This is a genomic window from Pelosinus propionicus DSM 13327 (genome assembly GCF_900114615.1).
Taxonomy (GTDB): Bacteria; Bacillota; Negativicutes; order DSM-13327; family DSM-13327; genus Pelosinus; species Pelosinus propionicus.
In genome coordinates this window covers 1-21,582 of sequence record NZ_FOTS01000005.1, presented here as the reverse complement: position 1 = coordinate 21,582, position 21,582 = coordinate 1, and the positions used below count along the sequence as shown (strand labels likewise).

The 21,582-nt window shown below is 36.7% G+C and carries 21 protein-coding genes; all 21 read right to left on the bottom strand.

The features are described 5' to 3' along the window. Nucleotides 1–114: 114 nt before the first annotated feature. On the bottom strand, nucleotides 115–858 hold the full coding sequence (locus BMZ99_RS03575) for a class I SAM-dependent methyltransferase (RefSeq protein ID WP_090933017.1): 744 nt from the start codon (nucleotides 856–858) through the stop codon (nucleotides 115–117). Between the two features lie 179 nt (nucleotides 859–1,037). Further along, nucleotides 1,038–1,733: a WbqC family protein gene (locus BMZ99_RS03570; RefSeq protein ID WP_090933015.1), complete on the bottom strand. Its 696-nt coding sequence runs from the start codon at nucleotides 1,731–1,733 to the stop codon at nucleotides 1,038–1,040. Nucleotides 1,734–1,825: 92 nt separating this feature from the next. Continuing rightward, entirely contained in the window at nucleotides 1,826–3,019 is a 1,194-nt protein-coding gene (locus BMZ99_RS03565; RefSeq protein WP_090933013.1) for an FkbM family methyltransferase, read from the bottom strand. A gap of 137 nt (nucleotides 3,020–3,156) precedes the next feature. Then, nucleotides 3,157–3,885, bottom strand: a complete 729-nt coding sequence (locus BMZ99_RS03560) for a cytidylyltransferase domain-containing protein (RefSeq protein ID WP_090933011.1) — start codon at nucleotides 3,883–3,885, stop codon at nucleotides 3,157–3,159. Beyond that, complete coding sequence (pseC, locus tag BMZ99_RS03555; protein WP_090933009.1) at nucleotides 3,882–5,045, bottom strand: UDP-4-amino-4,6-dideoxy-N-acetyl-beta-L-altrosamine transaminase; 1,164 nt, start codon at nucleotides 5,043–5,045, stop codon at nucleotides 3,882–3,884. Before pseC ends, BMZ99_RS03560 begins: the two co-directional genes overlap by 4 nt. Further along, on the bottom strand, nucleotides 5,046–6,047 hold the full coding sequence (gene pseB, locus BMZ99_RS03550; RefSeq protein ID WP_407670173.1) for a UDP-N-acetylglucosamine 4,6-dehydratase (inverting): 1,002 nt from the start codon (nucleotides 6,045–6,047) through the stop codon (nucleotides 5,046–5,048). Beyond that, on the bottom strand, nucleotides 6,040–7,935 hold the full coding sequence (locus BMZ99_RS03545) for a motility associated factor glycosyltransferase family protein (RefSeq protein WP_175490471.1): 1,896 nt from the start codon (nucleotides 7,933–7,935) through the stop codon (nucleotides 6,040–6,042). Before BMZ99_RS03545 ends, pseB begins: the two co-directional genes overlap by 8 nt. 2 nt (nucleotides 7,936–7,937) lie before the next feature. Continuing rightward, nucleotides 7,938–8,570: an acetyltransferase gene (locus BMZ99_RS03540; RefSeq protein WP_175490470.1), complete on the bottom strand. Its 633-nt coding sequence runs from the start codon at nucleotides 8,568–8,570 to the stop codon at nucleotides 7,938–7,940. Beyond that, nucleotides 8,567–9,649: an N-acetylneuraminate synthase gene (gene neuB, locus BMZ99_RS03535; protein WP_090933003.1), complete on the bottom strand. Its 1,083-nt coding sequence runs from the start codon at nucleotides 9,647–9,649 to the stop codon at nucleotides 8,567–8,569. The genes BMZ99_RS03540 and neuB overlap by 4 nt, the downstream gene beginning before the upstream one ends. Next, nucleotides 9,646–10,818, bottom strand: coding sequence for a UDP-N-acetylglucosamine 2-epimerase (gene neuC, locus BMZ99_RS03530; protein WP_090933239.1), 1,173 nt, complete (start codon nucleotides 10,816–10,818; stop codon nucleotides 9,646–9,648). Before neuC ends, neuB begins: the two co-directional genes overlap by 4 nt. A gap of 14 nt (nucleotides 10,819–10,832) precedes the next feature. Further along, nucleotides 10,833–12,002, bottom strand: a complete 1,170-nt coding sequence (locus BMZ99_RS03525) for a LegC family aminotransferase (RefSeq protein WP_090933001.1) — start codon at nucleotides 12,000–12,002, stop codon at nucleotides 10,833–10,835. Between the two features lie 67 nt (nucleotides 12,003–12,069). Continuing rightward, nucleotides 12,070–14,193 (bottom strand): glycosyltransferase family protein, encoded by a 2,124-nt coding sequence (locus BMZ99_RS03520; protein WP_090932999.1) that lies wholly within the window; start codon nucleotides 14,191–14,193, stop codon nucleotides 12,070–12,072. Between the two features lie 21 nt (nucleotides 14,194–14,214). Beyond that, nucleotides 14,215–15,228 (bottom strand): NAD-dependent 4,6-dehydratase LegB, encoded by a 1,014-nt coding sequence (locus tag BMZ99_RS03515; RefSeq protein WP_281246737.1) that lies wholly within the window; start codon nucleotides 15,226–15,228, stop codon nucleotides 14,215–14,217. 30 nt (nucleotides 15,229–15,258) lie between these two features. Continuing rightward, nucleotides 15,259–15,642, bottom strand: coding sequence for a hypothetical protein (locus BMZ99_RS03510; protein ID WP_090932997.1), 384 nt, complete (start codon nucleotides 15,640–15,642; stop codon nucleotides 15,259–15,261). A gap of 22 nt (nucleotides 15,643–15,664) precedes the next feature. Continuing rightward, nucleotides 15,665–16,051 (bottom strand): flagellar export chaperone FliS, encoded by a 387-nt coding sequence (fliS, locus tag BMZ99_RS03505; RefSeq protein ID WP_090932995.1) that lies wholly within the window; start codon nucleotides 16,049–16,051, stop codon nucleotides 15,665–15,667. Then, nucleotides 16,041–17,915: a motility associated factor glycosyltransferase family protein gene (locus BMZ99_RS03500; protein WP_245754801.1), complete on the bottom strand. Its 1,875-nt coding sequence runs from the start codon at nucleotides 17,913–17,915 to the stop codon at nucleotides 16,041–16,043. Before BMZ99_RS03500 ends, fliS begins: the two co-directional genes overlap by 11 nt. After that, the gene (locus BMZ99_RS03495; RefSeq protein ID WP_090932993.1) at nucleotides 17,896–18,327 is read right to left on the bottom strand and encodes a hypothetical protein; all 432 of its coding nucleotides are present in this window, start codon (nucleotides 18,325–18,327) and stop codon (nucleotides 17,896–17,898) included. The genes BMZ99_RS03500 and BMZ99_RS03495 overlap by 20 nt, the downstream gene beginning before the upstream one ends. Further along, nucleotides 18,327–18,542, bottom strand: a complete 216-nt coding sequence (locus BMZ99_RS03490; protein ID WP_090932992.1) for an Rrf2 family transcriptional regulator — start codon at nucleotides 18,540–18,542, stop codon at nucleotides 18,327–18,329. The genes BMZ99_RS03495 and BMZ99_RS03490 overlap by 1 nt, the downstream gene beginning before the upstream one ends. Before the next feature lie 96 nt (nucleotides 18,543–18,638). Further along, complete coding sequence (gene fliD / locus BMZ99_RS03485; protein WP_245754800.1) at nucleotides 18,639–20,759, bottom strand: flagellar filament capping protein FliD; 2,121 nt, start codon at nucleotides 20,757–20,759, stop codon at nucleotides 18,639–18,641. A gap of 15 nt (nucleotides 20,760–20,774) precedes the next feature. Then, nucleotides 20,775–21,095 (bottom strand): flagellar protein FlaG, encoded by a 321-nt coding sequence (locus BMZ99_RS03480; protein ID WP_090932987.1) that lies wholly within the window; start codon nucleotides 21,093–21,095, stop codon nucleotides 20,775–20,777. Between the two features lie 67 nt (nucleotides 21,096–21,162). Then, on the bottom strand, nucleotides 21,163–21,582 hold a 420-nt coding region (locus BMZ99_RS03475; protein WP_281246736.1), incomplete at its 5' end, for a flagellin.

Genomic DNA, 21,582 nt, shown 5'->3' with positions numbered 1-21,582 from the left:
GAATTAAAAAATCTCAAACCTTTATTTTTCAAGAATCTCATTGTATTTTCCCAATCATGCTTTGGTGCATTGAGCCTTGAGCGAAAAGCAGGTATAAACCCTCTATTAAAGTATTTATATTCTCTTTTTACATAAAAGAAAAATACTGGAGCATAAGTCAGGATATTGCTGTCCTAGTTGATAACACCCATCTAGATATTCCGGAGAAATAATATCAGTTTCCAACAACCTATCCCATTGGAAATTCGCCAATGCTTTAAAAAAAACGCCTGAGCGATGAACCACATTTAAACCAGCTTGCTTGGCATCTCTTTCCAAAGTATCGAAGGTATAAGTAATTCTATGCCCATGGTCTACTTCGGCTTGGGTTACAGCAGAGTTATGCGTGATTAAACCCATTTTTACAGCTATTTGCCTTGAAGGAGCATTTGCATTTGGGCAGACCAAGAATAATCTGCCATCATCAGCTAACCATTCATCATTTATTCGTTTAAGGAGGGCAACTGGATCATCAAGATGTTCTAATACGTGAGTTAATATAATGTTATCGTATTTATTTGTAAGAGTAACCGTCTCGAAAAGTGAATGTATAAAGATAACTTTGGTCCCAATTTTTCCCTGGGCGATTTCAATAGCCTCATCTGAGGCCTCAACGCAAGTAATATCATCAAAATAAGGTAACAATCTTTTTGTAAAATCGCCTTTGAAACTCCCAAGTTCAAGAAGATTTCCTTTTCTAAGAAAAGGTTCAAATGATTTAATCATGTAACCATGCATCACGTCCAAATCAAAACTATAGGCATATTTATGATCTGTAGTATCTTCTATTTCCTTATTGTAGTTTCTTTTTGTATTCATTTTTCATTTCCCCTAAAATATCATTAATCATTTTAAATTTCAAGCTTGTAGGCACTTGGTTTTTTAATCAAAAACAAATAATTCATCAATTCGAATTATTTATCAAACTAAAGCAGAAGGTGCTATCTGCATTTTTTCATCAAATTTCTCTTATATATTGTACTATTCATTAGAGGATATTAAATTAAATCATAACAATCTAAATACCCTTTTATTTCTTCTTTTGAGTTAAACATCATCACATCAATAATCGAAAGCCACGGAAAAAATACATTATTAAATTGCTCGTATTCAATCAATTTAGATTTAATAAATCTTAAATCTATCCCATGCTCTCTGAATGATTCCTTTGAATAAAGTTCTAGCCCACCAATTGGATTTACATAAACGCCCGCACCATTTTCTTTACAAATAGCTATTACCTTCTCTTGAGACTTTAATGAATGATCTATCGCCACATTAGAGGAGATTATAATTTCTGTATTGATTTCGAGGATATTGCATATCTCTCGAATAGAGAAATAAATAAATTTAAACAAATTAGTTTCATCATTAAACAATATCTTCTCAAAGAGAGGAATGAATTGCATAAAATACGGCGCTTTTTTATATGCCTGTACTATTTGATTAAATAGCTTCTGCTTATTAAATTCAGTCGCGATAACCCGATCTCTCACATCTAGAAAATCAGAATCCTTTTTTAGAGAAATGGAAAACAAAGAATCCTTTCCATTTTGCAAAAAACGATTTCTACTAATCCATCCTTTTTTCGTATATTGAATATTATCATAAATAATAAATACATCTACAGCATTTATTAACTGAAAATATCCGATGTAAGGGAAAAAATATGGTTGCATAATAGCAATTTTCATTGTTTCCTCCCATATTTGGTACATGCTCCAGGTCCATTACCGAAAACTCCATGGAAATTATTCGCTCGATAATTTTCCGAATCACCACTATTTTAAATCCAGCAATACAAAACAGTCTCAAACCAATAATGTATTGTGCCATGATGTCTAATTGCCATTTTATATTCGGGTACAAGTTTTTTAATAAACAATGGTATTTCCCATAAATCTTCTTGTTTATGATAAATAGCGATTGCCAATCTAGGGCGTTCTTTACATATAATATCTTGGGCACCTTTCAACATTGCCAACTCGAAGCCTTCTACATCTGCTTTAAGTAAAGTTATGGGAATATCTTTTAAATAACTATCGAGTGCATAAATTCTAATATTTTCTATCATATTACAAGATGAGAATTTAGTGAAATCCTTATAAAACGTGCTTCCTGCAGGTACACCTTCGTTTTTATAAAAGGATAGTGTTTCATCCCTCTCTCCTACACCAGCTTGTATACATTCAATAGAACTTAACGGAAGTTTGGAACATCTCATAAAATAATTCGTCTTGTTTCTTAAATTTTCAAATTGTTCATGATTAGGCTCAAAGGCATAAATCTTTTTAAAATTTCCTCCATTATTATATAGAAATGAATCTACCGTATCTCCATTAAAAGCACCGGCATCAACAAAAATTTCATTGGGATTGTTAACAAACTGAGGTAATGCCCAGTATTCATTACCTTCACTCACTAGATTTAAATATTCTTCCGCATTAATTATTATTGCTTTTAGCCTAGTAAGAAATACAAACCTCGATCTATCATCATTCAACAAAGAATATACTTCATATAATTTTTCTAAATTTTCTTTAATATCATTAAGCTTTTCACCGAATCCCTGATCAATATCTATAATACTATATGGTAAACCTAATTCAATAACTTGCTTCTCTATTTCCAACCAATAGGTTGAGGCTATAATTATAAATGGATGCGATAATTGAACTAACTGCTCAGGGCTAATTACTGAAACGCCATCAATCTTTATATTATGCTTACTTTTATCATTGTCACAAAAATACCGCACAGTTATATTGTTCTTATTATAAAGCTGATATAGTTTTTGTCCTGCACTGCCAGCACCAAATATGATAATTTCATTTTCTATATTTTTATCAATACTTTCGAAGTCATAAAAAATACGTTCTGATAAATCTATTAATTCTTGAAGACAAGTCCAATCTTCTCGCTTAAAGTACTTCATTTTTATATAGTTGACGTTATTGAAAACTTTTCTATCATTTTCCACTTAATCAATCCCTTCAAGTCAATATTTATTAAAATGCTTATTTTAATATTTTCAATTATAAATTTCAGTAAATGATTCTTGAAAAAATTTACAGCGTATAAAAATAATTAATGAAATCAGCAAAAATAACTATCATTTTATTCTCCATACTTCTTTTGCCGTACTTTTTCATTTATATAATACCAATCGGGATTTTTTTCAAATACATCTAATACATCGACAAAATCAAACATTTTCTTAACAGGATACAGACCTTCAATAATCCGTCTAACCAGTTCAAAATCTTCTGGAGCATCGACTGTCCACCTATGATGACTATAGTCCTTTTCACAGTTTATACACTTTACTCGATACCGTTCGGGATTTCTATAAATAAAAGGAGTGACATGCTCCCTATCAGGTTTGTCCGTAGCGTCTCTAAAACATTCGTCTAACACTTTAAAAGAAAACACTTCGGCATCTAACCCACGGGGGTATTGTTCAAGCCTTACATAATCATATTTGTCCTGATTTTCTATAAAATAATTAATTGCTTTTTCACACACTGTGGGATCAATCAGAGGACAGTCCGAAGTAATTCTTACTACAACATCAACATTGTATTTTTCCGCAGCTCCATGGTACCTTGCCAGTACATCTTCTTCTGACCCACGAAAATGAGATAACTCAAGCCTATTACAAAAATCGACAATTGGTTGATCCGTATCATTGGTAGTAGTAGCAATGACAATCTCATCTGCTGATTTTATACGTCTAAGACGCTCAATTTGGTATTCCAGTAATGGCTTACCTAATACAGTTTTTAGTACTTTTCCTGGAAGACGCGTTGACGTCATTCTTGCTTGTATGATAATTACTATTTTCATGCTAAAACCTCTTTAAGAGTTTTAATAACGTAATCTTGATCTGCATCCGTCATCGCCGAATATATAGGAATACTAATTGCTGTCGAATAATAATATTCACTAACAGGGAAATCCCCCCACTCAAAACCCAATTGACGATAATAAGGCTGCGTATGCACAGGAATATAATGTAGATTTACCCCTATTCCAGCTTCACGCAGTTCTTCAAATATCTGCTTATGAGTTTTTACTATTTTATTTTCCTCTAAGCAGATTACATATAAATGGTATGCTGAGTATGTATTTGGGTGTTGCCATGGTAATACGACTGGCAAATTTTGTAGCTCCTTATTATACTTCTCAGCTACTGCATGTCGTTTCGTCACAAATTGATCCAATCGTTCCATCTGGCTAAGTCCTAAAGCTGCCTGTATATCAGTCATTCGATAATTAAACCCCAAATCAATCTGCTGATAATACCAAGGACCATGAATCTCTCCGATCATCAACTCAGGATCCCTAGTAATGCCATGGCTGCGAAATCGGATAAGTTTTTCATAAAGTTCCCGCTTATTCGTCAGCACCATGCCACCTTCGGCAGTAGTAACTATTTTCACGGGATGAAAGCTAAAAACTGTCATATCAGAATATACACAAGAGCCAACTTTCTGCTCTTTATAACTACCGCCAACAGCATGAGAAGCATCCTCAATAACAGTAAAACCATATTCTTTAGCAAGCATTAAAATCGTATCCATTTCACAAGACTGCCCTGAGAAATGTACGGGGACAACTACCTTAGGAAGTTTCCCCTCTATCTTAGCATTAATTAATTTCTCTTTTAATTTTTCAACACTCATATTATAGGTACGAAAATCAATATCTACAAAATCAACTGCTGCGCCGCAGTAACGGCCACAATTAGCAGATGCAACAAAGGTATTTGGTGACGTCCACAATATATCTTCCGGTCCAAGACCAGCCGACATGCATGCAATATGTAAAGCGGAAGTTGCACTATTCACCGCTACGGCATATTTCGCACCACAATACTCCGCTATTTTTCTTTCAAATTGCTCAATAGCGGGTCCTTGGGTTATCCAATCTGACTGCAAAACCTGAATTACAGCTTCAATATCAGCCTGATTAATATCTTGTCTACCATATGGAATATATTTCACCTAGATCATCTCCTGCAACTCTTTTACAGTCAAGATTTGAGGGTTAGTACCTGAATTATATTCAAAACCTTGTTCTACACAGTACCCTTTTTCCCCAATAGCATTGATTGTATAATCAACTGGTGCTACAAACGTAATGGATGGACGAATTACATAATGATCAGCAAATTCCAAAGTTAAATGAGAATCATCAATAGGACACATGATCTCATGTAATTTTTCTCCTGGACGAATGCCGATTTCTTTGATAGGCAGCTTTGGTCCAATAGCTTTAGCCAAGTCTGAAATCCGACTGGATGGAATTTTAGGCACAAATATCTCCCCACCATACATTCTGCTAAAGGATTGTAATACAAATTCAACCCCTTGGGAAAGTGTTATCCAAAACCGCGTCATACGAAGATCTGTTACTGGTATTTCACTTACACCTTCAGCCACTAATTTTTTAAAGAAAGGTACAACCGAACCCCGAGAGCCAAGAACGTTCCCATATCGAACAACTGCAAAGCGTGTCTCATGACCACCCGCAATATTATTACCTGCTACGAATAGCTTATCAGACACCAACTTGGTTGCTCCATAAAGATTAATAGGATTGGCAGCTTTGTCGGTAGATAAAGCAATTACCTTTTCAACCCCATTATCAATTGCTGTCTTGATTACATTTTCCGCACCATTTATATTGGTTTTAATACATTCCATAGGATTATATTCGGCTGCTGGCACCTGCTTTAATGCCGCAGCATGAATTACATAATTTACACCTCGCATTGCCTGTCTCAAACGCTCTGCATCTCTTACATCACCTAAAAAATATCTCATGCAGGGTGCATTAAATTCCTGCTGCATCTCATATTGTTTCAATTCATCACGAGAAAAAACAATTAATCGCTTTGGTTTATATCTCTCCAATATAGTCTTAATGCAACCTTTACCAAAAGAACCTGTACCACCAGTAATTAGTACTGACTTATTATCAAATATGGACTTCACTTCACTCATGCTTCTTCTCCTCAGCAAACTTTATAGACTGTTCAATTAAGTCTCTCACACGTTCAACACTTTCATAGATTTTTCCATAATAAACCTTGTAATCAGCAATAGCTTTCTGAACATCATTATCCTCAGAATACATTGCTTCATTGCGGCGAAAAAGCACATGATGGATTATGTGATGAGCAAGAATATCAACTGCTGGGCGGATATAAGTATCCTTCTCAAATGCTTGAAATGTTTCGTTGATGCTGTTGGAATATTTTTGAATCTTATTTACATTTTTACTTTCATAAGCAAGCTGCAGCTGTTTTAATCGTTTCAAAACTGACGCTACGGCATCAAAAATATGATTCGCATCTGCAAGGCGACGGTAGAGAATAGCAAGTACTTGTTCTATCGGCATTCTGCAAAATTCTTGCTGAGTCTGATTGATTACAGATCGGACATCTACTAGCTTATTACAATAAGCAGACAACACTTCCCTAAGTGTTCTGATCTGCGCACCTGCAATCAAGGCGCCACCTTCCGTGGCGTTGATATACGTACAATTATTCTTAGTTTCTATCCACTTTTCAATAAACAATCGAAACTGAGAAAAAATGCGATTTGTCAATACCTGCCCGCCATCATTAGCTTTAACCGGAAAAAGTTCAACATTATCCCCGGCTGAATATGTATTCTTGTTAGTTCCAGCTTCACCATAGTTCGTCCCCGACGCATGGGTACGACCATCATTTGCAAAAGCCAAATCTTGTCCAATAAAGATAATTGGATCGGCTCCCATTTTGTAAGCAGCCACCATTGCACTATGTGCAGCTGTGCCTCCAGTCTCTAAATCGCCCTTTGATTCTATAGCACCTTCGAACCAATTATGAATAAAAGAATGGTTCGTCGCTACAAACATAGGCCCTAGAAACGTTTGTAAAATAGCTGGATAGGATTGTATATCAGTAATGAGAGCAGTTTCCTGGCTATTATATTCTTTAAAATGTTCGTAATTAAAAGATATAGGATCAATACTAACTATAAAATCAGGAACAATATCCTGCTTTTGTAATGGCTGTGCGGCTGTTCCCACGGCTAAAATGACAGCCCGGCCTTTCGCTTCTCGCAGCAATTCAATATTATTATTAAGAGAAGGACCTGCAGCTACAATAATCGCAGGAACTCCACTAAATTTACCAAAAAGGGAATCAACCCCTGGATGCGTGCAATAATCCACAAAATTTAAGATCGTACCCGAAACTATCTCCGGTCCAATCTTTGCAATCGTCTCTAATTCCATAACTGTCGAATTTACGGTCTGTTTTATAATTGCCATAGACTCGGAATAAAACTGATTATATACAGTTTTATGTCCAGACAAACCGGCAAGTACAATATCATGAAAGCGAGTTGCATCATAAAAAGTAAAAAAATCATTTTGCATACCCACTAACGAATTACCAACATGAATAAACACTCTCGGTGATAGAAAGATATCACATAAACTACGAACTCCCATAGCCATCTGAAAGATGTTTTGATCCGGTTCTATAACAAAGAAGGAAATCCGCTCATCAAATTGCTTCAAGAGCGTTTCAACTAAATAACCGAGACCTAATCCGTATACAACAATCAAATCACCGACTTGTACCTCAACGTTACTCGCCAGTCGTTGCGCTTCTTTTATAGGGTCAACGGAACTATGGAGAAAAACGGTTTGACCATTCTTGCCAACCACACGCAAAGTAGGATACTCAGTACGACTAGGCAATAGTTCAATAGCAGAATCATGGGGAACAGTTTGAGCTGTGATTGTACTGTTAGCATATTTCTTCCGATAACAACTCCAATTTTTTTCTTTCCAGTTATTTAACTGTATATCCGAGAACACATCTGTTTTATTCTTCATGATCATACCTCCCGCGCTGGCACACCCATTACTTTCGTATTTTCTACCACATTTTTAACGACAACTGCTCCTGCCCCTACAACGCTATCTTTGCCAATTTGAATTCCTTGAATAATAACAGCACCAGTTCCAATATGCACTCCATCTCCAATTCCAACACCACCAGAAAGGGTGGTTCCAGGAGACAAATGGACATTAGAACCAATTACGCAATCATGATCCACAGTAGCTGCCGTATTGATTATGGAATTTGCACCAATTTGACACCCTGGCTGGATAATCGCTCCTGCCATAATCTGACTGCCTTCTCCAACTGTAACTTCCAAAGACAGAATAGCAGAAGGGTGGATTATCGTTTGAAATGAATAACCTAGCTGCTTAAAGTGATGAAAAATTTGAGTTCGAACTACTGGTAATCCGATTGAGCCTATACCATTAACCAGAAATATCTTCTCCTGATTATATTGCAAGATAACTTCATCGTCACCAATTATAGGTATCCCTAACACCCGATTGCCTTTTTTTTGAAGATCAGAGTCCGTAGCGCCAATGATTTCAACAGAGGATGCTAATAACATATCAATTATTACTTTTGCATGCCCTCCAGCACCAACCACAATAACGGGGTGTATCATAATTCTACCTTTTCACCCATTTCATATTTTCGTTTAGCATTCTTCCCCAATAAATCCCAATAATTCATTGGCGAAAGTCCAATTCCAGGACGTTTTGCTGTTAGATTCTCTACCGTGAATTTTTCACCTTTTTGGATTATATGATTTGCGATCAAACTTTTACGAGCCACAGCCTTATTTTTAACCTCCGAAAGTGCTGGAATCTTAAAGGAGTGGCCCAGCGCCTCCTCAATCTGCCGTATTGCCTTAATCATTTCTTTTAATTGAACTGGTTCTAAAGAAGCCTTATGATCTGGTCCAGGAAGGTTACAATCTAATGTAAAATGTTTTTCAATAAGCAGCGCGCCTCGAGCCACTGCCGCAATTGGAACGGAAATACCTGGCGTATGATCGGAAAAACCAATTGATAAATTAAAAGCACTCCTCAAAGTATCTATCGTTCTTAAATTCACGTCTGAAAACGGAGCTGGGTACTCAGTAGTGCAATGCATTAGGCTTACCTTTTGCTGCAATAATTGGCGTCCCTCTATTGACGAATAAGCCTCTTGAAAAGCTTCAATACTAGCACATTCCCATCTTTCAAGGTATCCAAAAGCTAATACTCCTAAGGCCATTTCAATCTCACCTAATGTACTCATACCCGTGGATAGAATAACAGGTTTATTGGTACGAGCAATCTCTAGTAAAAACGGACCATTGGTAATTTCACCTGATGGAATTTTGATATATGGCATATCAAAATTCATTAATAATTCTAAACTATCTAAATCGAAGGGAGTAGATAAAAATTGTATGCCTCGCACACCACAATGCCGAGCTAACTCATGATGAGCCCTTTCATCTAATTCCAATTTTTTAATCATTTCAAATTGAGATTCTTCCCTATCAGTGGTTCGCTTCTGGTAATCTGCTTTTATAGCATCTTTTGCAACTAAATTCTCCGCCTGGAATGTCTGAAATTTTACTGCATCAGCTCCACATTCAGCTGCAACATCAACCAGCTGCATCGCCAGTTCCAACGAACCATTATGATTAACCCCAGCCTCAGCTATAATATAAGTCTTCTGGTTTTGATTCATTTTGAGCAATCCACCTCAAAGAAATGTTTTTTTACTACTTCATTTCTATCAAAATCATTTTTTAATATAGATACGATTTTTTGTGAACTTGTTCCATCACCGTATGGATTCACAACATCGGAACATTCTAATGTAAACGAGAGTTCAATAGCATCAATGATCGCCTGTCTTTGCGGCAAGCAATTTATTACCGATGAGACCAGAATACGTCCTTTCTGTCTGTCTCCTATATTTATGGTTACTTTTTTAAAAGACGGAACTTCATATATCCCGCTAGATGAATTACCTAATACAGCATCCACTTGTGCAATAACACTAAAGTAGCGTTTTTGTCCTAGATTGGTATATGCACATGTATGTCGAGGGTGTTTTCTAACATATTCATCAATCATTTGGATTAAAGTTCGACCATACGTATCAGAGTTTGGTTTAGTAAATATAATTCCTAACTCCTCGCCAAAGAAATCAAAACCATCCAATATCTCCTGAAACTGCTCCACGGGATGCTGGTGGTCAAGGGTAACGGGGTGAAATGTTACTAAAATATTTCGAGACTTAAATTTAAAATTCAGTTCTTTTTCCAATTCTTCTTTTGTAAATAGTTGTAGACTTTTTATTTGATCAATACTAGGACTACCAACACAATATATATGCTCTGGGTCTTCACCCATTTGTTTGACCCTTTTAGCCGAAATTTCATTTGTTACGAAATGTAAATGTGACATTTTTGTAATACTATGACGGATGGCTTCATCAAAAGCCCCCTCCGTTGTATCTCCTCCAGCAATGTGTGCAATGGGTATTCTAGCTACCAAGGCAGCTTGCACCGCTGCTAATATTTCGTAGCGATCGCCTAATACTACTATAATGTCAGGCTGCAGCCTATCAAGTACATCTGCAAAGCCAATGACTCCCATCCCTATGGACTTTGCAATACCTACAGGAGTGTCACTCGACAATAACATTTCTACTTTTGCATCAATTGTAAAGCCGTCTGCTTCAATCTCTCTATATGTCAGCCCAAATTCTGGAGAAAGATGCATCCCCGTAACGACCAACTGCAACTGTAATTGGTCGTCCATTATAATATTCTTCATTAATTGATACAACAGACCGTATTCTGCCCGAGTTCCTGTAACTACACAAATTTTCCTTTGCCCATTTCTCATTAATTCTGCCTCTTTCATAAGAATACGCTGCTGGGAATATTAATGATTCGCGCTTCTAAATCTTCTGCTACGTGAACATCCATTTTGGGACAATTTGAAAACATAGGTAATTTATGCATTAAGATCCAAACAGGCCGGGTCATAATTCCGTTGTTATTCGTAGCAGCGAGAACATCATCACGATACTTTCTACAATTATCTTCTAGCATTAATACATTCAGCCAATAATTGCTTTGAGCAAATGCTGGCTCCTCAAAAACACGTATTCCTGCCACGGAAGAAAAAGCATCAATATATTTTTTAGCTAAAGCTCTTTTTCTTATCAAAAAGTCGGGCAATTGTTCCAGCTGTGCACATCCTAACGCTGCATTAATATTTGGCAATCGATAATTATAACCGATCTGGCTATGATAGAAGTTCCATTTATGAGGAACTTTAGCTGTTGTAGTAATGTACTTAGCCATTTTACCTAACTCTTCATCGTTAGTTAAAATAGCCCCACCGCCACCAGTCGTAATTGTTTTATTACCATTAAAGCTTAACGTTGATAATTTTCCCCAATTTCCTGTATGACGACCTTTATAAGAAGATCCCAGAGATTCAGCAGCGTCCTCAATTAATTCTAAATGAAACTTTTGGCAAACTTCAATCAGAGCATCAAGGTCAACAGGATGCCCAAAGGTATGCATTGGGAGAACTGCCTTTATTCGTCTACCTGTGTGTCGATTAAAGCAATCGGTACCACGCAGCTCAGCAATTTCAAGCAAATAATCAGCCAACTTATTTGGATCCAATCCCATTGTACGTTCTTCAACATCAACAAAATGGGGAATTGCACCACAATAGGTTATAGCATTTACTGTAGCAATAAATGTTAAATCAGGAACCAATACTTCGTCATCTGCTTCTACCCCTGTCAACATAAGAGAAATATGCAAGGCAGCTGTTCCATTGACCACTGCAATCGCCCGCTTAGCGCCCGTATATTCGGCCAATTTTTCTTCAAACTGGTCAACATATTTACCAACAGAAGATACCCAGCCAGTATCAAGGCACTCCTTCACATATTTCCACTCATTACCCGCAAAGCAAGGTTCATGGAGACCAATGGATGCTTTTCCTGCTGGCAAGCATTTTTTTAAGACATCAATAATCGCTGAAGTATCAAAATTATTCTTTGTCATAACTTTTATATCGGCTCTGTAGTTATATCAATCAATTACAGTTTTTGCCGTCCCCCTGTTATAAAATCTAATCGTTAGCTCTTTCTTTCACTATTCGCAGGTAGTTCCCCATATAAGACAGCACCTCTTGCATCATACCAGCCGTATTAAATAGCTTCTCACCAAGTGCCTTGGCATGATTACATTGTTTTAGATAAAAAACAGGATCTGCAATACATCTTTGCAAGAAAGTGATAATATCTGCTGTATCCGTAAAAGATTGTTCCAACCACAACTGATAATAAACATCACCATGTGGTTTTGTTATAATAGGTATTCCTTCCAGCATAGCTTCTGCTCCTGAAGTAGCTCCTCCTTGACGTAAAGGGTTCAAATAAGCGTTACAAAGTGGATAAATAGACTGAATATCGCTTCGTCGCCCCGCATAATGGGATCTTTGCTTAAGCAAACTATGTTTGAGCATGACCTCATTATAATTTGGATATACGCCAACAAATAGGATATAACTTTGGGGGACTTCCCGAAGGATATCTTCAAGTTCTGTAATAAATATTTCTGTCACTTCTACATCGAGTCTATTTCCAACTACACAAAGTATAAATGCATCCTCTGGAAGTTCTAAATCTCTTCGCACAAGTTGAGTTTCTTTTTCTTTTTTCATAAAAGTATAATGGATTGAAAAAATTCGTTCTTTCGCCATGGAAAAGGCTTGAAAAACTTGTTCATCACTAGGCAGCGGCTTGCGTGGTACCGCCCAGTAAGTTTTAGGATAGATTGGCAAAATTCCCCCACAAGGAATGGTTATTACATCTATAAAATGACTACACACGTCTGCTGCCAAGGTAGAATCACCGACTGCAATCACAAATTCCGGATTAAAATCATCTACTAGATCGATAATCTTTTGCATATCTTGAAAATTAGGCATTTCCGCTTTGGACTGATAAAATGGATAATTCTCGTTATCAATTTCTATGTAATTAAAAGTATTATAACTTTCAATGGGCTTGGCTTTTAAAGGTTCGTAAAGCGGAAATGAAATATCGGCAGAATTGATAATAAAGACTTCCTTACCCATTTTTTTCAAATTGTGGCTATAATCCAGTACATTGCGAGTGGGCGCATGCTCAATTCCCAAGAACTGACTTGTAATAATAACAATACGATCCCTATTTCGTAAGACCACTGGTTTTGTTTTAGGCAACTGGACCTGCTGCACAATCTCATCGACACAAACTTGATAAAAATGTTTGAAAATAATTAGTTCATCTATCGTTAATTCTAATTTCCCAACAAAGAGCATACTCTTAATTTTCCAGAAAGTAGCTGATTTTTCTTGAATTGTTAATTTATTACATAACTTTTTATCAAGCATTTGTAATATATATTTTTTTTCATGAGTAGATTCATATAGAAGCGACAGCAAACAAACTTGACACTGTGGAGTAAAATAAGGGAACAGATCTTCAATATAATCTATTACTTTAATTCTAGTATTAAAATCTAATCGCCCATATTCTTCCGCTGCATTATATAATAAACAATCAAGTATATCAGAGTTCTTCATCTTATGATAGACAAATGGAACAAGAATAATCGACAAAATACCTATAGATAGACTATATTTCCCGTGAAGATAAGTTATTATATCTTGGAATAATTTACTTTCAAGTATATCATCCCATCCCGTTGGTGCATCATCATGCAACGAGGCTGTTATTTTTTCATTCTTATAAGGAGCAATATATAAAATATAATTCGCAATAAGCGAAACAATATGATCCCAATCTTCAAATATAATTTTAATTGACTTCATACCATCCGTAATCTGAAGATCAGAAAAATCATTGAGGGCAATTATTTTTTCTTTATCCTCATTAACTATCATATCTTCTGTTCCAATGGCTTCCTCAACGTACAGTAAATACTCTTTGATAGTAGAATGTTTCATACGATACCAAGCGAATAAAAGCGACTTATTATTCCCCATGACTGTAATGGATTCAAATCCACCGTAATGATGCTGTAAGTATCCTACTGCACTCTCTAGAGTATCTAAACCAAAACTAGCCGGATTTTCATCTTCAAACAAATGAACGGCATAGCCTTCTTGCTCAAATTCATGTAATAATTTACTAAATCGATCTCTTTTTTTTATTTTTCCTACAAGCACTAGTAAAATTTTTTCCATAGTATCCATCCTTCTATTTAACTACAGATTATAAATATCAGACTTGTAGTTTTTTAAATTATCTTTGTTTGTAAACCATGCAATCGTCTCAGCTAATCCCTTTTTAAATCCTTCTTTGTTTCCATATAAAGGTTCCCAATTAAGAAGTTTTTTCGCCTTGGTATTATCAGCCCACAATCTCTCAACTTCACTGTTAACAGGTCGCATCCTTGCTTCATCGGTTACAATATCAATCTTTTCTCCCATAACTTCTGCAATAAGATTCACTGTTTCGCCGATAGATATTTCATAATTGCTACCAATATTGATAACTTCACCAATTGAAGCTTTCGATTGGGCCATTGAAATAAAGCCTCTTACTGTATCTGCTACATAGTTAAAATCCCTTGTAGGATGCAATGCTCCTAACTTTATCTCCCGTTTTCCACAAGCAATCTGAGTAATTACAGTAGGTATGATTGCTCTGGCCGATTGGCGTGGTCCATAGGTGTTAAAAGGACGTATTATGGATATCGGCATACTAAATGACTGATAAAATGACATTGCTAATTGATCTGCGCCAATTTTTGTTGCCGAATAAGGTGACTGCCCTTGCAAAGGATGTTCTTCCGTAATAGGAACAAAACGCGCAGTCCCATATACTTCACTCGTAGACGTATGAACAACTTTTTCTACTCCTAGCTCTCTCGCAGCTTGTAGGATATTAAGCGTTCCTTTAATATTTGTATCTACATAAGTATCTGGCGAGTGGTAAGAATAGGGTATAGCAATCAGAGCAGCCAAATGTAATACTATATCACATCCTTGCATTGCTGTCTTCACACCATGAGGATCGCGAATATCTCCAGTGTAAACTTCTACATGCTCTTTAATCTCTGTTGAAGCCTGATCCAACCATCCCCATGAATTAAATGAGTTATATAAAACAAATGCTCTTACGTCATATCCTAATCTCACTAGTTGCTCTGTAAGATGGGAACCGATAAAACCATCTGCTCCAGTTACTAATACCTTTTTCCCTATAAGATTCATCATTCTGTCCTTTCCACGATTAATTTATAAATTTCACTTTTCTATATTACAAAGATTCCCATGAGTTTGAGAAGGTGCTTCCTCATAAGCCTGAATATTCATTTCTTTACGATTCGCTAGCATTTGTTTACTGATAGATGCACAGCGTTCTTTAATGATTTGCTGACTTTCCTTTTCACTTATAGCAATTTGCTGCAATATTTCTTTTACTTTCTCACCAATTTCGGTATGGCAATCTTTAATGTCGATCTGTTCTTGTAATGCAATAAGACTATCCATTACAATTTGCTTTTGCTCAGCTAATTCAGCAACTCGACTTCCTTGTTCATCTTTAATAGCCTGAAGCTGCTCCATTGATAAACGTCGTAAATTATTACAATGCTTGATATAAAGGAATTCAATATTTTCTTGTTGCATAATACCATTCCCCCTGTCTTTTTTATGGCGCAACAACTGACTTATTTTTTAAAATAACAGAATCCCAGGCTTCTTTCAAAGTTGACAGCAGATCGATAACCTCTGCAATCTTATCTGTATCTTTAGTAACATTAGCCTCTACTAAACGCTGCAGCATATACAAGTATAAATTCCGCAAGTTCTGAGCAATTTCACCAGCATTCATATTCAATGTAATATTTAATTCTTTTATAATATCCTGAGCTTTCATTAATAAACGATGAGCACCATTTATATCTTTGTGGGTGATGCACTGTTGAGCATTACGCAAATTTTTCAAAACCCCATCATACAGCATAATAATTAATCTGCCCTGACTTGCTGTCTCCACCTGCATCTTTTTATAGTGATCGTAAGGATTATTTATCATTTAAATGTTTCCTCCTAAATTTTTCAATACAACGCTGGAGCAATTCCTCAATTTCTTTAGACCCATCGATAATTTTTTGGTAATATATCGAATAATCTGCGATGGCAGCACTATAGTCATCCATATCTGAATATCCCGCTTCATAAGTACGCGTAAAAACTCCATGCAAATCATGTTGAGAAAACCATTCTGCTACTTCACGTATCGACTCATCATTCTCAAATTTTTCGTATATCTTAGCAACTGCCTTTAAATGTTGCTGCATTTTTTCCAATTGATTATTTTCACAGGCTTTTTGCAATTGTTTTAAACGCTTGATAGCATTCTTTGCTTCGCTAATCGTCTTCGATGTATCTTTTAAACGCATCTCTAGAATGTCAATTATCGGTTCTAGGGCTGGGACTTGAAATTGATTCTGACTTTCGCAAATCATTGTCTGAACATCTACTTTTTTCTGACAGTGTCTATTTAATGCTTCTTGCAGAGTCATGATTTTTGTACCTTGAATAAATGCTCCGCCTTCCGTTGCATTTATGTATTCACGTTCAGGATATTTTTCTATCCAGGATTCAAAGAAAGTAAGAAATTGATAGAAGGCACGATCAGTGAATAATTCTCCTCCATCATTGGCTTTTACCAAGAAATAGTCGCGACTTTCACCTCCAGAATAAATATTGTCGGCATAATTCGTCCCAGCAGCATGAGAATGTCCATCTCGCCCATAAGCCAAGTCTTGTCCTACCAATATAATAGGATTTGCCCCCATTTTATATGCTGCTGAAAAAGCAGTATTGGCTACTGAACCGCCACTTTCTATTTTTCCTTTTTTTTCTATCGAATCACCAAACCAACTTAATACGGGCACATCTCCTGAAACGAAAATTGGCCCCTTATAATTTTCAAAAATCATATGATGAGATTGTATATCAGCAATTAAAGCAGAATTTCCCACATCCACTCCTCTTAAGTGTTCATAATTAAGAGGGTGAGGATCAATACTGAAAATAAAATCCGGCTCAATATCCCATTGTTTCAATGCCTTGACAGCAGTTCCAACAGCAAATATGGCAGCTTTCCCTTTTGCATCTTTTAATAAATGAATATTTTTGTTTAAAGAAGGTCCCGCTGATACAATTATAACCGGTAAACCTGCCCAACGACCAAACAATGAGGCTACACCAGGATTAGTAGAATAGTCTACCAAATTCAATAAAGAATTTACAATAAAATTAGAACCCATTTTAATCATCGTTACTAAACTCAGCAATTTTAGATTGACAATGTCTTTTACATATGCCACAGACTGAATATAGGAATCAGTATATACATTTTGATGACCTGGCAATCCCAAGGTAATAATTTCATTGTACTTGGCAGGATCATAAATCGTAAAAAAGCTTGCTTTTATTTTGTTAGCTGAATCACTGACTTGAATATACATACGCTCCGAAGATATAAGATGACATAAATCGCGGCTCTTCATAGCTGCCACAAACAGATTAGGATCAGGTTCAATAATGAACAATAATGACCTTTCGTCCACAATTTTTAACAGAGCCTCGACAAGATATCCCAGAGCGAATCCGTATACAACAATAATTTTCCCAGGTTCCGTCGAAACAGTTGCCGATATTTTTTCAGCTTCTTTTACCGGGTCAATTGAACTATGCAGAAATATCCATTTGCCGTTAGGCGCCATAGCTTTTGCCGTAGGTATGCCGACACGGCTCTCAATAACTTGAATTTTATCTTGATTGGCCGTCGTAAACTTATCTACCTTGTAACGTTCCTTAAATAAGGCCCAATTTTCTTTTTCCCATCGATTGTCTGCTTCTGACATCAATTTATCTAACCCTTTCTGCATAGCGTTCCTGCACAACAGCTAATATTCCTTGGGATACATTTATAACAGGCAACAAGTCATATTCTACAGTATCTGACAGCAAAGAGTAATCTTCATTCTCTGTTGCTTGATAGATATCAGTAAAAAATTGACAAAATTGTTCAAAGAGTGAAGCTATTGAAGTATTCTCGTACAAAATTTCCGTAAAATCAATAGCCAATAATACGCCTACAGACTTTAGGAGTTTCTCATAGTAACCTAGCCCTTCCATAATTTGTGTCAATGCCAAAAGCGACTCAGATTTATCAACCATATGAAATTTGCTGGGCAAGTCCTGGCATCCCTGTTCAACCTTCTCTAAATACTCTTTCATGTCCTCAAGCAGGACACCTAACTCATCTATCTGTATTTTACTTTCATTCACTGCTTGCATTACTGTATCTCCTCTTTCATTAAGTAATAACCGCCGCCATTTCCTCTCCGGACTCCTACTTTTCTTATTTTCACTAATTGAGTTAATTGACTGCGAATATAAGAAGGTGTTACTTTTAACCTCCCACCAATCTCTCCCGAATTCATCGGCTTTGCATAGGATGTTTCATATTGAGCCAACAACTTGAGCACTTCTTCATGCAAATAATTACACATATCTTCCTCCAGGTTAACACAACTAGACAGTAGTGAACATTATTAATTTTTAATTGGCCAACGAATTGTGTTGACCAATTAAAAAATTGTTTTTACTTAGCTGCTACTTTTTGTCAAACTAGCAAGCAATGCAGTAATATAACTCCCTTGAGACTGAAGTCCTTGCAAGGTTGTTTGCATATTATGGTACTTTGTATACAAAGTCGCCTGTTCTTGCGATAAACGATACTTCATATCGGTGATACGCTCATTATTATAAGCAATTCCTTTCGCAAGGTTTCCTTTATCCCCTATTATAGCATCAATCATACCGCCATATTGAGTATAACTAGTTAGTAACGAGCCCATTTGAACGAAAATCCCCGCACCGCTACCAGAACTAGCATCATAATCATAATCTGCAGTAATCTCGTCACTGGAAGTCAAAACAGTATTAAGCGTAATTTTTCCAGTAGTACTATCGAAAGAAAATTGATGTACATTTGTCTGCGTACCATTTGGAGAAGTAGCGTAATCTTTCATATCAGCGGCTTTGACCAACGTATAACTAACACCATTAACCTTAATTACAGGATCGCCGATAATATCAGTACCATATTTTAGAGTAAATGTTTTATCGCTTCCATTGCCAGTACCAACTTCTTCAGAATCCACACTAACGGTTGTATTACCAAAAAGCGACTGTACAGCTTTCGGATCAGATGCTAAAGCAGCCCGTAGTTTGGTTGCATCCAATTCCAAGTGTCCACTCTGGATTTGTGCTAAATCATATACACCTGCTTTTCCAGTCGTAATACCAACTTGAGAAAGCTGCTGCATCGTACTGGCTTGAGAAGATAAAACCTTTGAGCTATAGTCTCTCATTGCTTGTTCAATTCCCCGCAGAGTAGAATCACCAAACAAATCGCCCACAGAGGCATCTGTTGAAGAAGAATCTGACTTCTCTGTTACTTTGGAGATGATGGAATCCATCGCTGCATTATAAGCAGTAATAAAATTTTGTACCTTGGTTACCATGGCATCGATATCATCGCTCACCGTAACAGTAGACGTTCCAGTACCCACTAAATTAAATGTATTGCCCTGAAATGTTATTTTATTATCAACAGGTGTTACCGTTACTCCATTTACAGTTACTTCAGCAACTTTACCATCAACAGCTCTTGCGCTACCGTTTAACAATCCAACCGTAGCTAAAAAATTTGAGCTATCTGTTCCTCCAGATCCATCAGTTCCCAGAACAATCTTTTCATCTCCAGCAGTTTTTGAAGTTAAAGAGATCTGGTGCGTAGTCGAATCAAAGAAAGCTGAAACTCCAGCGGTCGTAGAAGCATTTATCTTTTTGACAATCGACTCCACTGTATCAGTAGACGGATCAACTGCAAAAAAAGTTCCATTAATAGAGAAATATCCTTTTGCAACTGCACCCGCACCGTACACATCATCTAATGTCCGCTTCTGAACAGCATCTTTTCCTGCAACAAGGGTAGAAGCAGTTAAGCCAGTAGCTGTTAAAAATCCAGTAGTGTCTTCACCCAATGTAATTTTCCCACTAGCTCCCACTGTTTTCTGTTCAAGAATAATTTTTCCATCCGTACCCACAGTTGCTTTCACGCCAGCACCCGAAGCCGTAATCTTATTCGCTATGGTATTGATTGTATCCGTTGTCGTCACAGCAATACTTTTTCCATTGATATAAAAAGAGCCCGCTTTAATCGTAGTTCCATCTATTTCTGCATTGAGATCCGTACCAGTTAAATCGCTTCCTGTAAGTGTTGCTTTGGTACCATCAGAATCTGCGCCATCAGTAGCTGCAATCGCTAAACTTGCATTGCTCGTTATCGTAGCCAGTTTCTTAACCTCAATGGTATAACTACCAGTAGTACCGCCGCTTGTAGCACTTGCAGTTACAACCTCCTCCTTCGACGAAGTGGCTGTTCGTCCCGAGAAAGCACTTTCATATGTCAAATCTTTAGCGGCATATTGCAGCGTTTTTAAGGCTGTTTTAATCGTTGTATAATCATTTATTTTCGCTTGCAGAACTGCATTCTTATTTTGCATAAGAGTAATAGGTAAACTTTTGGCAGCAATTGTTGCACTAACCAAAGCATCAATGTCTAGCCCCCCCACCGTAGAATTCAAATGGGTTGAGCCAAGCGCTGAAGAAGTAGTTGTAGACAGTGTAAGTGAAGTGGAGGACGTTGAAGAAACAGCCATTATTACACCTTCTTTCTAAATTTTTTTATCTAATACTTTAAATTCCTTGTCGACCATTAACGCCATCTCAAGAATCTGTTTCGGGGGAAATGTAGATATTACCTGATCATTTGTTTTATCCACAACTTCAATCACGATACGATTACTATCCTTATAAACAGAAAACCGCACATCATAATGATTTTTTTCTGCTTTTTTATTTAGCGTATCAATTGCTTTATCTAATTGAGACACATCTATCTCATCTGCAGATTTTGTTTCACTTGCTTTTACACTGTCTATTTTTTTTTCTATTGTTTGCACCGCTTCAACTGAGTTAACCCGATCAATTTTCATAAGGCAACCCTTCCTTTGTTATTAAAAACCGGCCGGCATATGCCGGCCGGTCGTTAACTCATACTAATTACTGTAATAATTTAAGAACTGATTGTGAAGACTGATTTGCTTGCGCCAGCATAGCAGTACCGGATTGAATCAATACTTGCTGTTTGCTGTAGTTAGCCATTTCTTTCGCCATATCAGTATCTTGCAAATTAGAACGAGCAGAGCTTAAGTTTTCCGATGCAACTTCTAGGTTGTTGATAGTGTGAGTCAAACGATTCTGAATCGCACCCAAATTAGCACGTTGGCTAGAAACGGTACTCAATGCTACATCAAGCAATGAAATTGCTTTTGAAGTAGCTATAGTAGTCGAAACACTAGTTGCACTAATGTTTAAAGCTGAAGCACCAACAGACATGGAATCAATTTTAACAGTCAGAGTCTGTGCTTTATTCGCACCAATTTGGAACACAAGAGCACTCGCTGATCCAGTCAACAAGTT

Excerpts from the sequence above, each read along its gene's own strand:
- BMZ99_RS03575 (WP_090933017.1), bottom strand. The coding sequence starts at position 858 with ATGAATACAAAAAGAAACTACAATAAGGAAATAGAAGATACTACAGAT.
- BMZ99_RS03570 (WP_090933015.1), bottom strand. The coding sequence starts at position 1,733 with ATGAAAATTGCTATTATGCAACCATATTTTTTCCCTTACATCGGATAT.
- BMZ99_RS03560 (WP_090933011.1), bottom strand. The coding sequence starts at position 3,885 with ATGAAAATAGTAATTATCATACAAGCAAGAATGACGTCAACGCGTCTT.
- pseB (WP_407670173.1), bottom strand. The coding sequence starts at position 6,047 with ATGAGTGAAGTGAAGTCCATATTTGATAATAAGTCAGTACTAATTACT.
- BMZ99_RS03545 (WP_175490471.1), bottom strand. The coding sequence starts at position 7,935 with ATGAAGAATAAAACAGATGTGTTCTCGGATATACAGTTAAATAACTGG.
- BMZ99_RS03540 (WP_175490470.1), bottom strand. The coding sequence starts at position 8,570 with ATGATACACCCCGTTATTGTGGTTGGTGCTGGAGGGCATGCAAAAGTA.
- neuB (WP_090933003.1), bottom strand. The coding sequence starts at position 9,649 with ATGAATCAAAACCAGAAGACTTATATTATAGCTGAGGCTGGGGTTAAT.
- neuC (WP_090933239.1), bottom strand. The coding sequence starts at position 10,818 with ATGAGAAATGGGCAAAGGAAAATTTGTGTAGTTACAGGAACTCGGGCA.
- BMZ99_RS03525 (WP_090933001.1), bottom strand. The coding sequence starts at position 12,002 with ATGACAAAGAATAATTTTGATACTTCAGCGATTATTGATGTCTTAAAA.
- BMZ99_RS03520 (WP_090932999.1), bottom strand. The coding sequence starts at position 14,193 with ATGGAAAAAATTTTACTAGTGCTTGTAGGAAAAATAAAAAAAAGAGAT.
- BMZ99_RS03515 (WP_281246737.1), bottom strand. The coding sequence starts at position 15,228 with ATGATGAATCTTATAGGGAAAAAGGTATTAGTAACTGGAGCAGATGGT.
- BMZ99_RS03510 (WP_090932997.1), bottom strand. The coding sequence starts at position 15,642 with ATGCAACAAGAAAATATTGAATTCCTTTATATCAAGCATTGTAATAAT.
- fliS (WP_090932995.1), bottom strand. The coding sequence starts at position 16,051 with ATGATAAATAATCCTTACGATCACTATAAAAAGATGCAGGTGGAGACA.
- BMZ99_RS03500 (WP_245754801.1), bottom strand. The coding sequence starts at position 17,915 with ATGCAGAAAGGGTTAGATAAATTGATGTCAGAAGCAGACAATCGATGG.
- BMZ99_RS03495 (WP_090932993.1), bottom strand. The coding sequence starts at position 18,327 with ATGCAAGCAGTGAATGAAAGTAAAATACAGATAGATGAGTTAGGTGTC.
- BMZ99_RS03490 (WP_090932992.1), bottom strand. The coding sequence starts at position 18,542 with ATGTGTAATTATTTGCATGAAGAAGTGCTCAAGTTGTTGGCTCAATAT.
- fliD (WP_245754800.1), bottom strand. The coding sequence starts at position 20,759 with ATGGCTGTTTCTTCAACGTCCTCCACTTCACTTACACTGTCTACAACT.
- BMZ99_RS03480 (WP_090932987.1), bottom strand. The coding sequence starts at position 21,095 with ATGAAAATTGATCGGGTTAACTCAGTTGAAGCGGTGCAAACAATAGAA.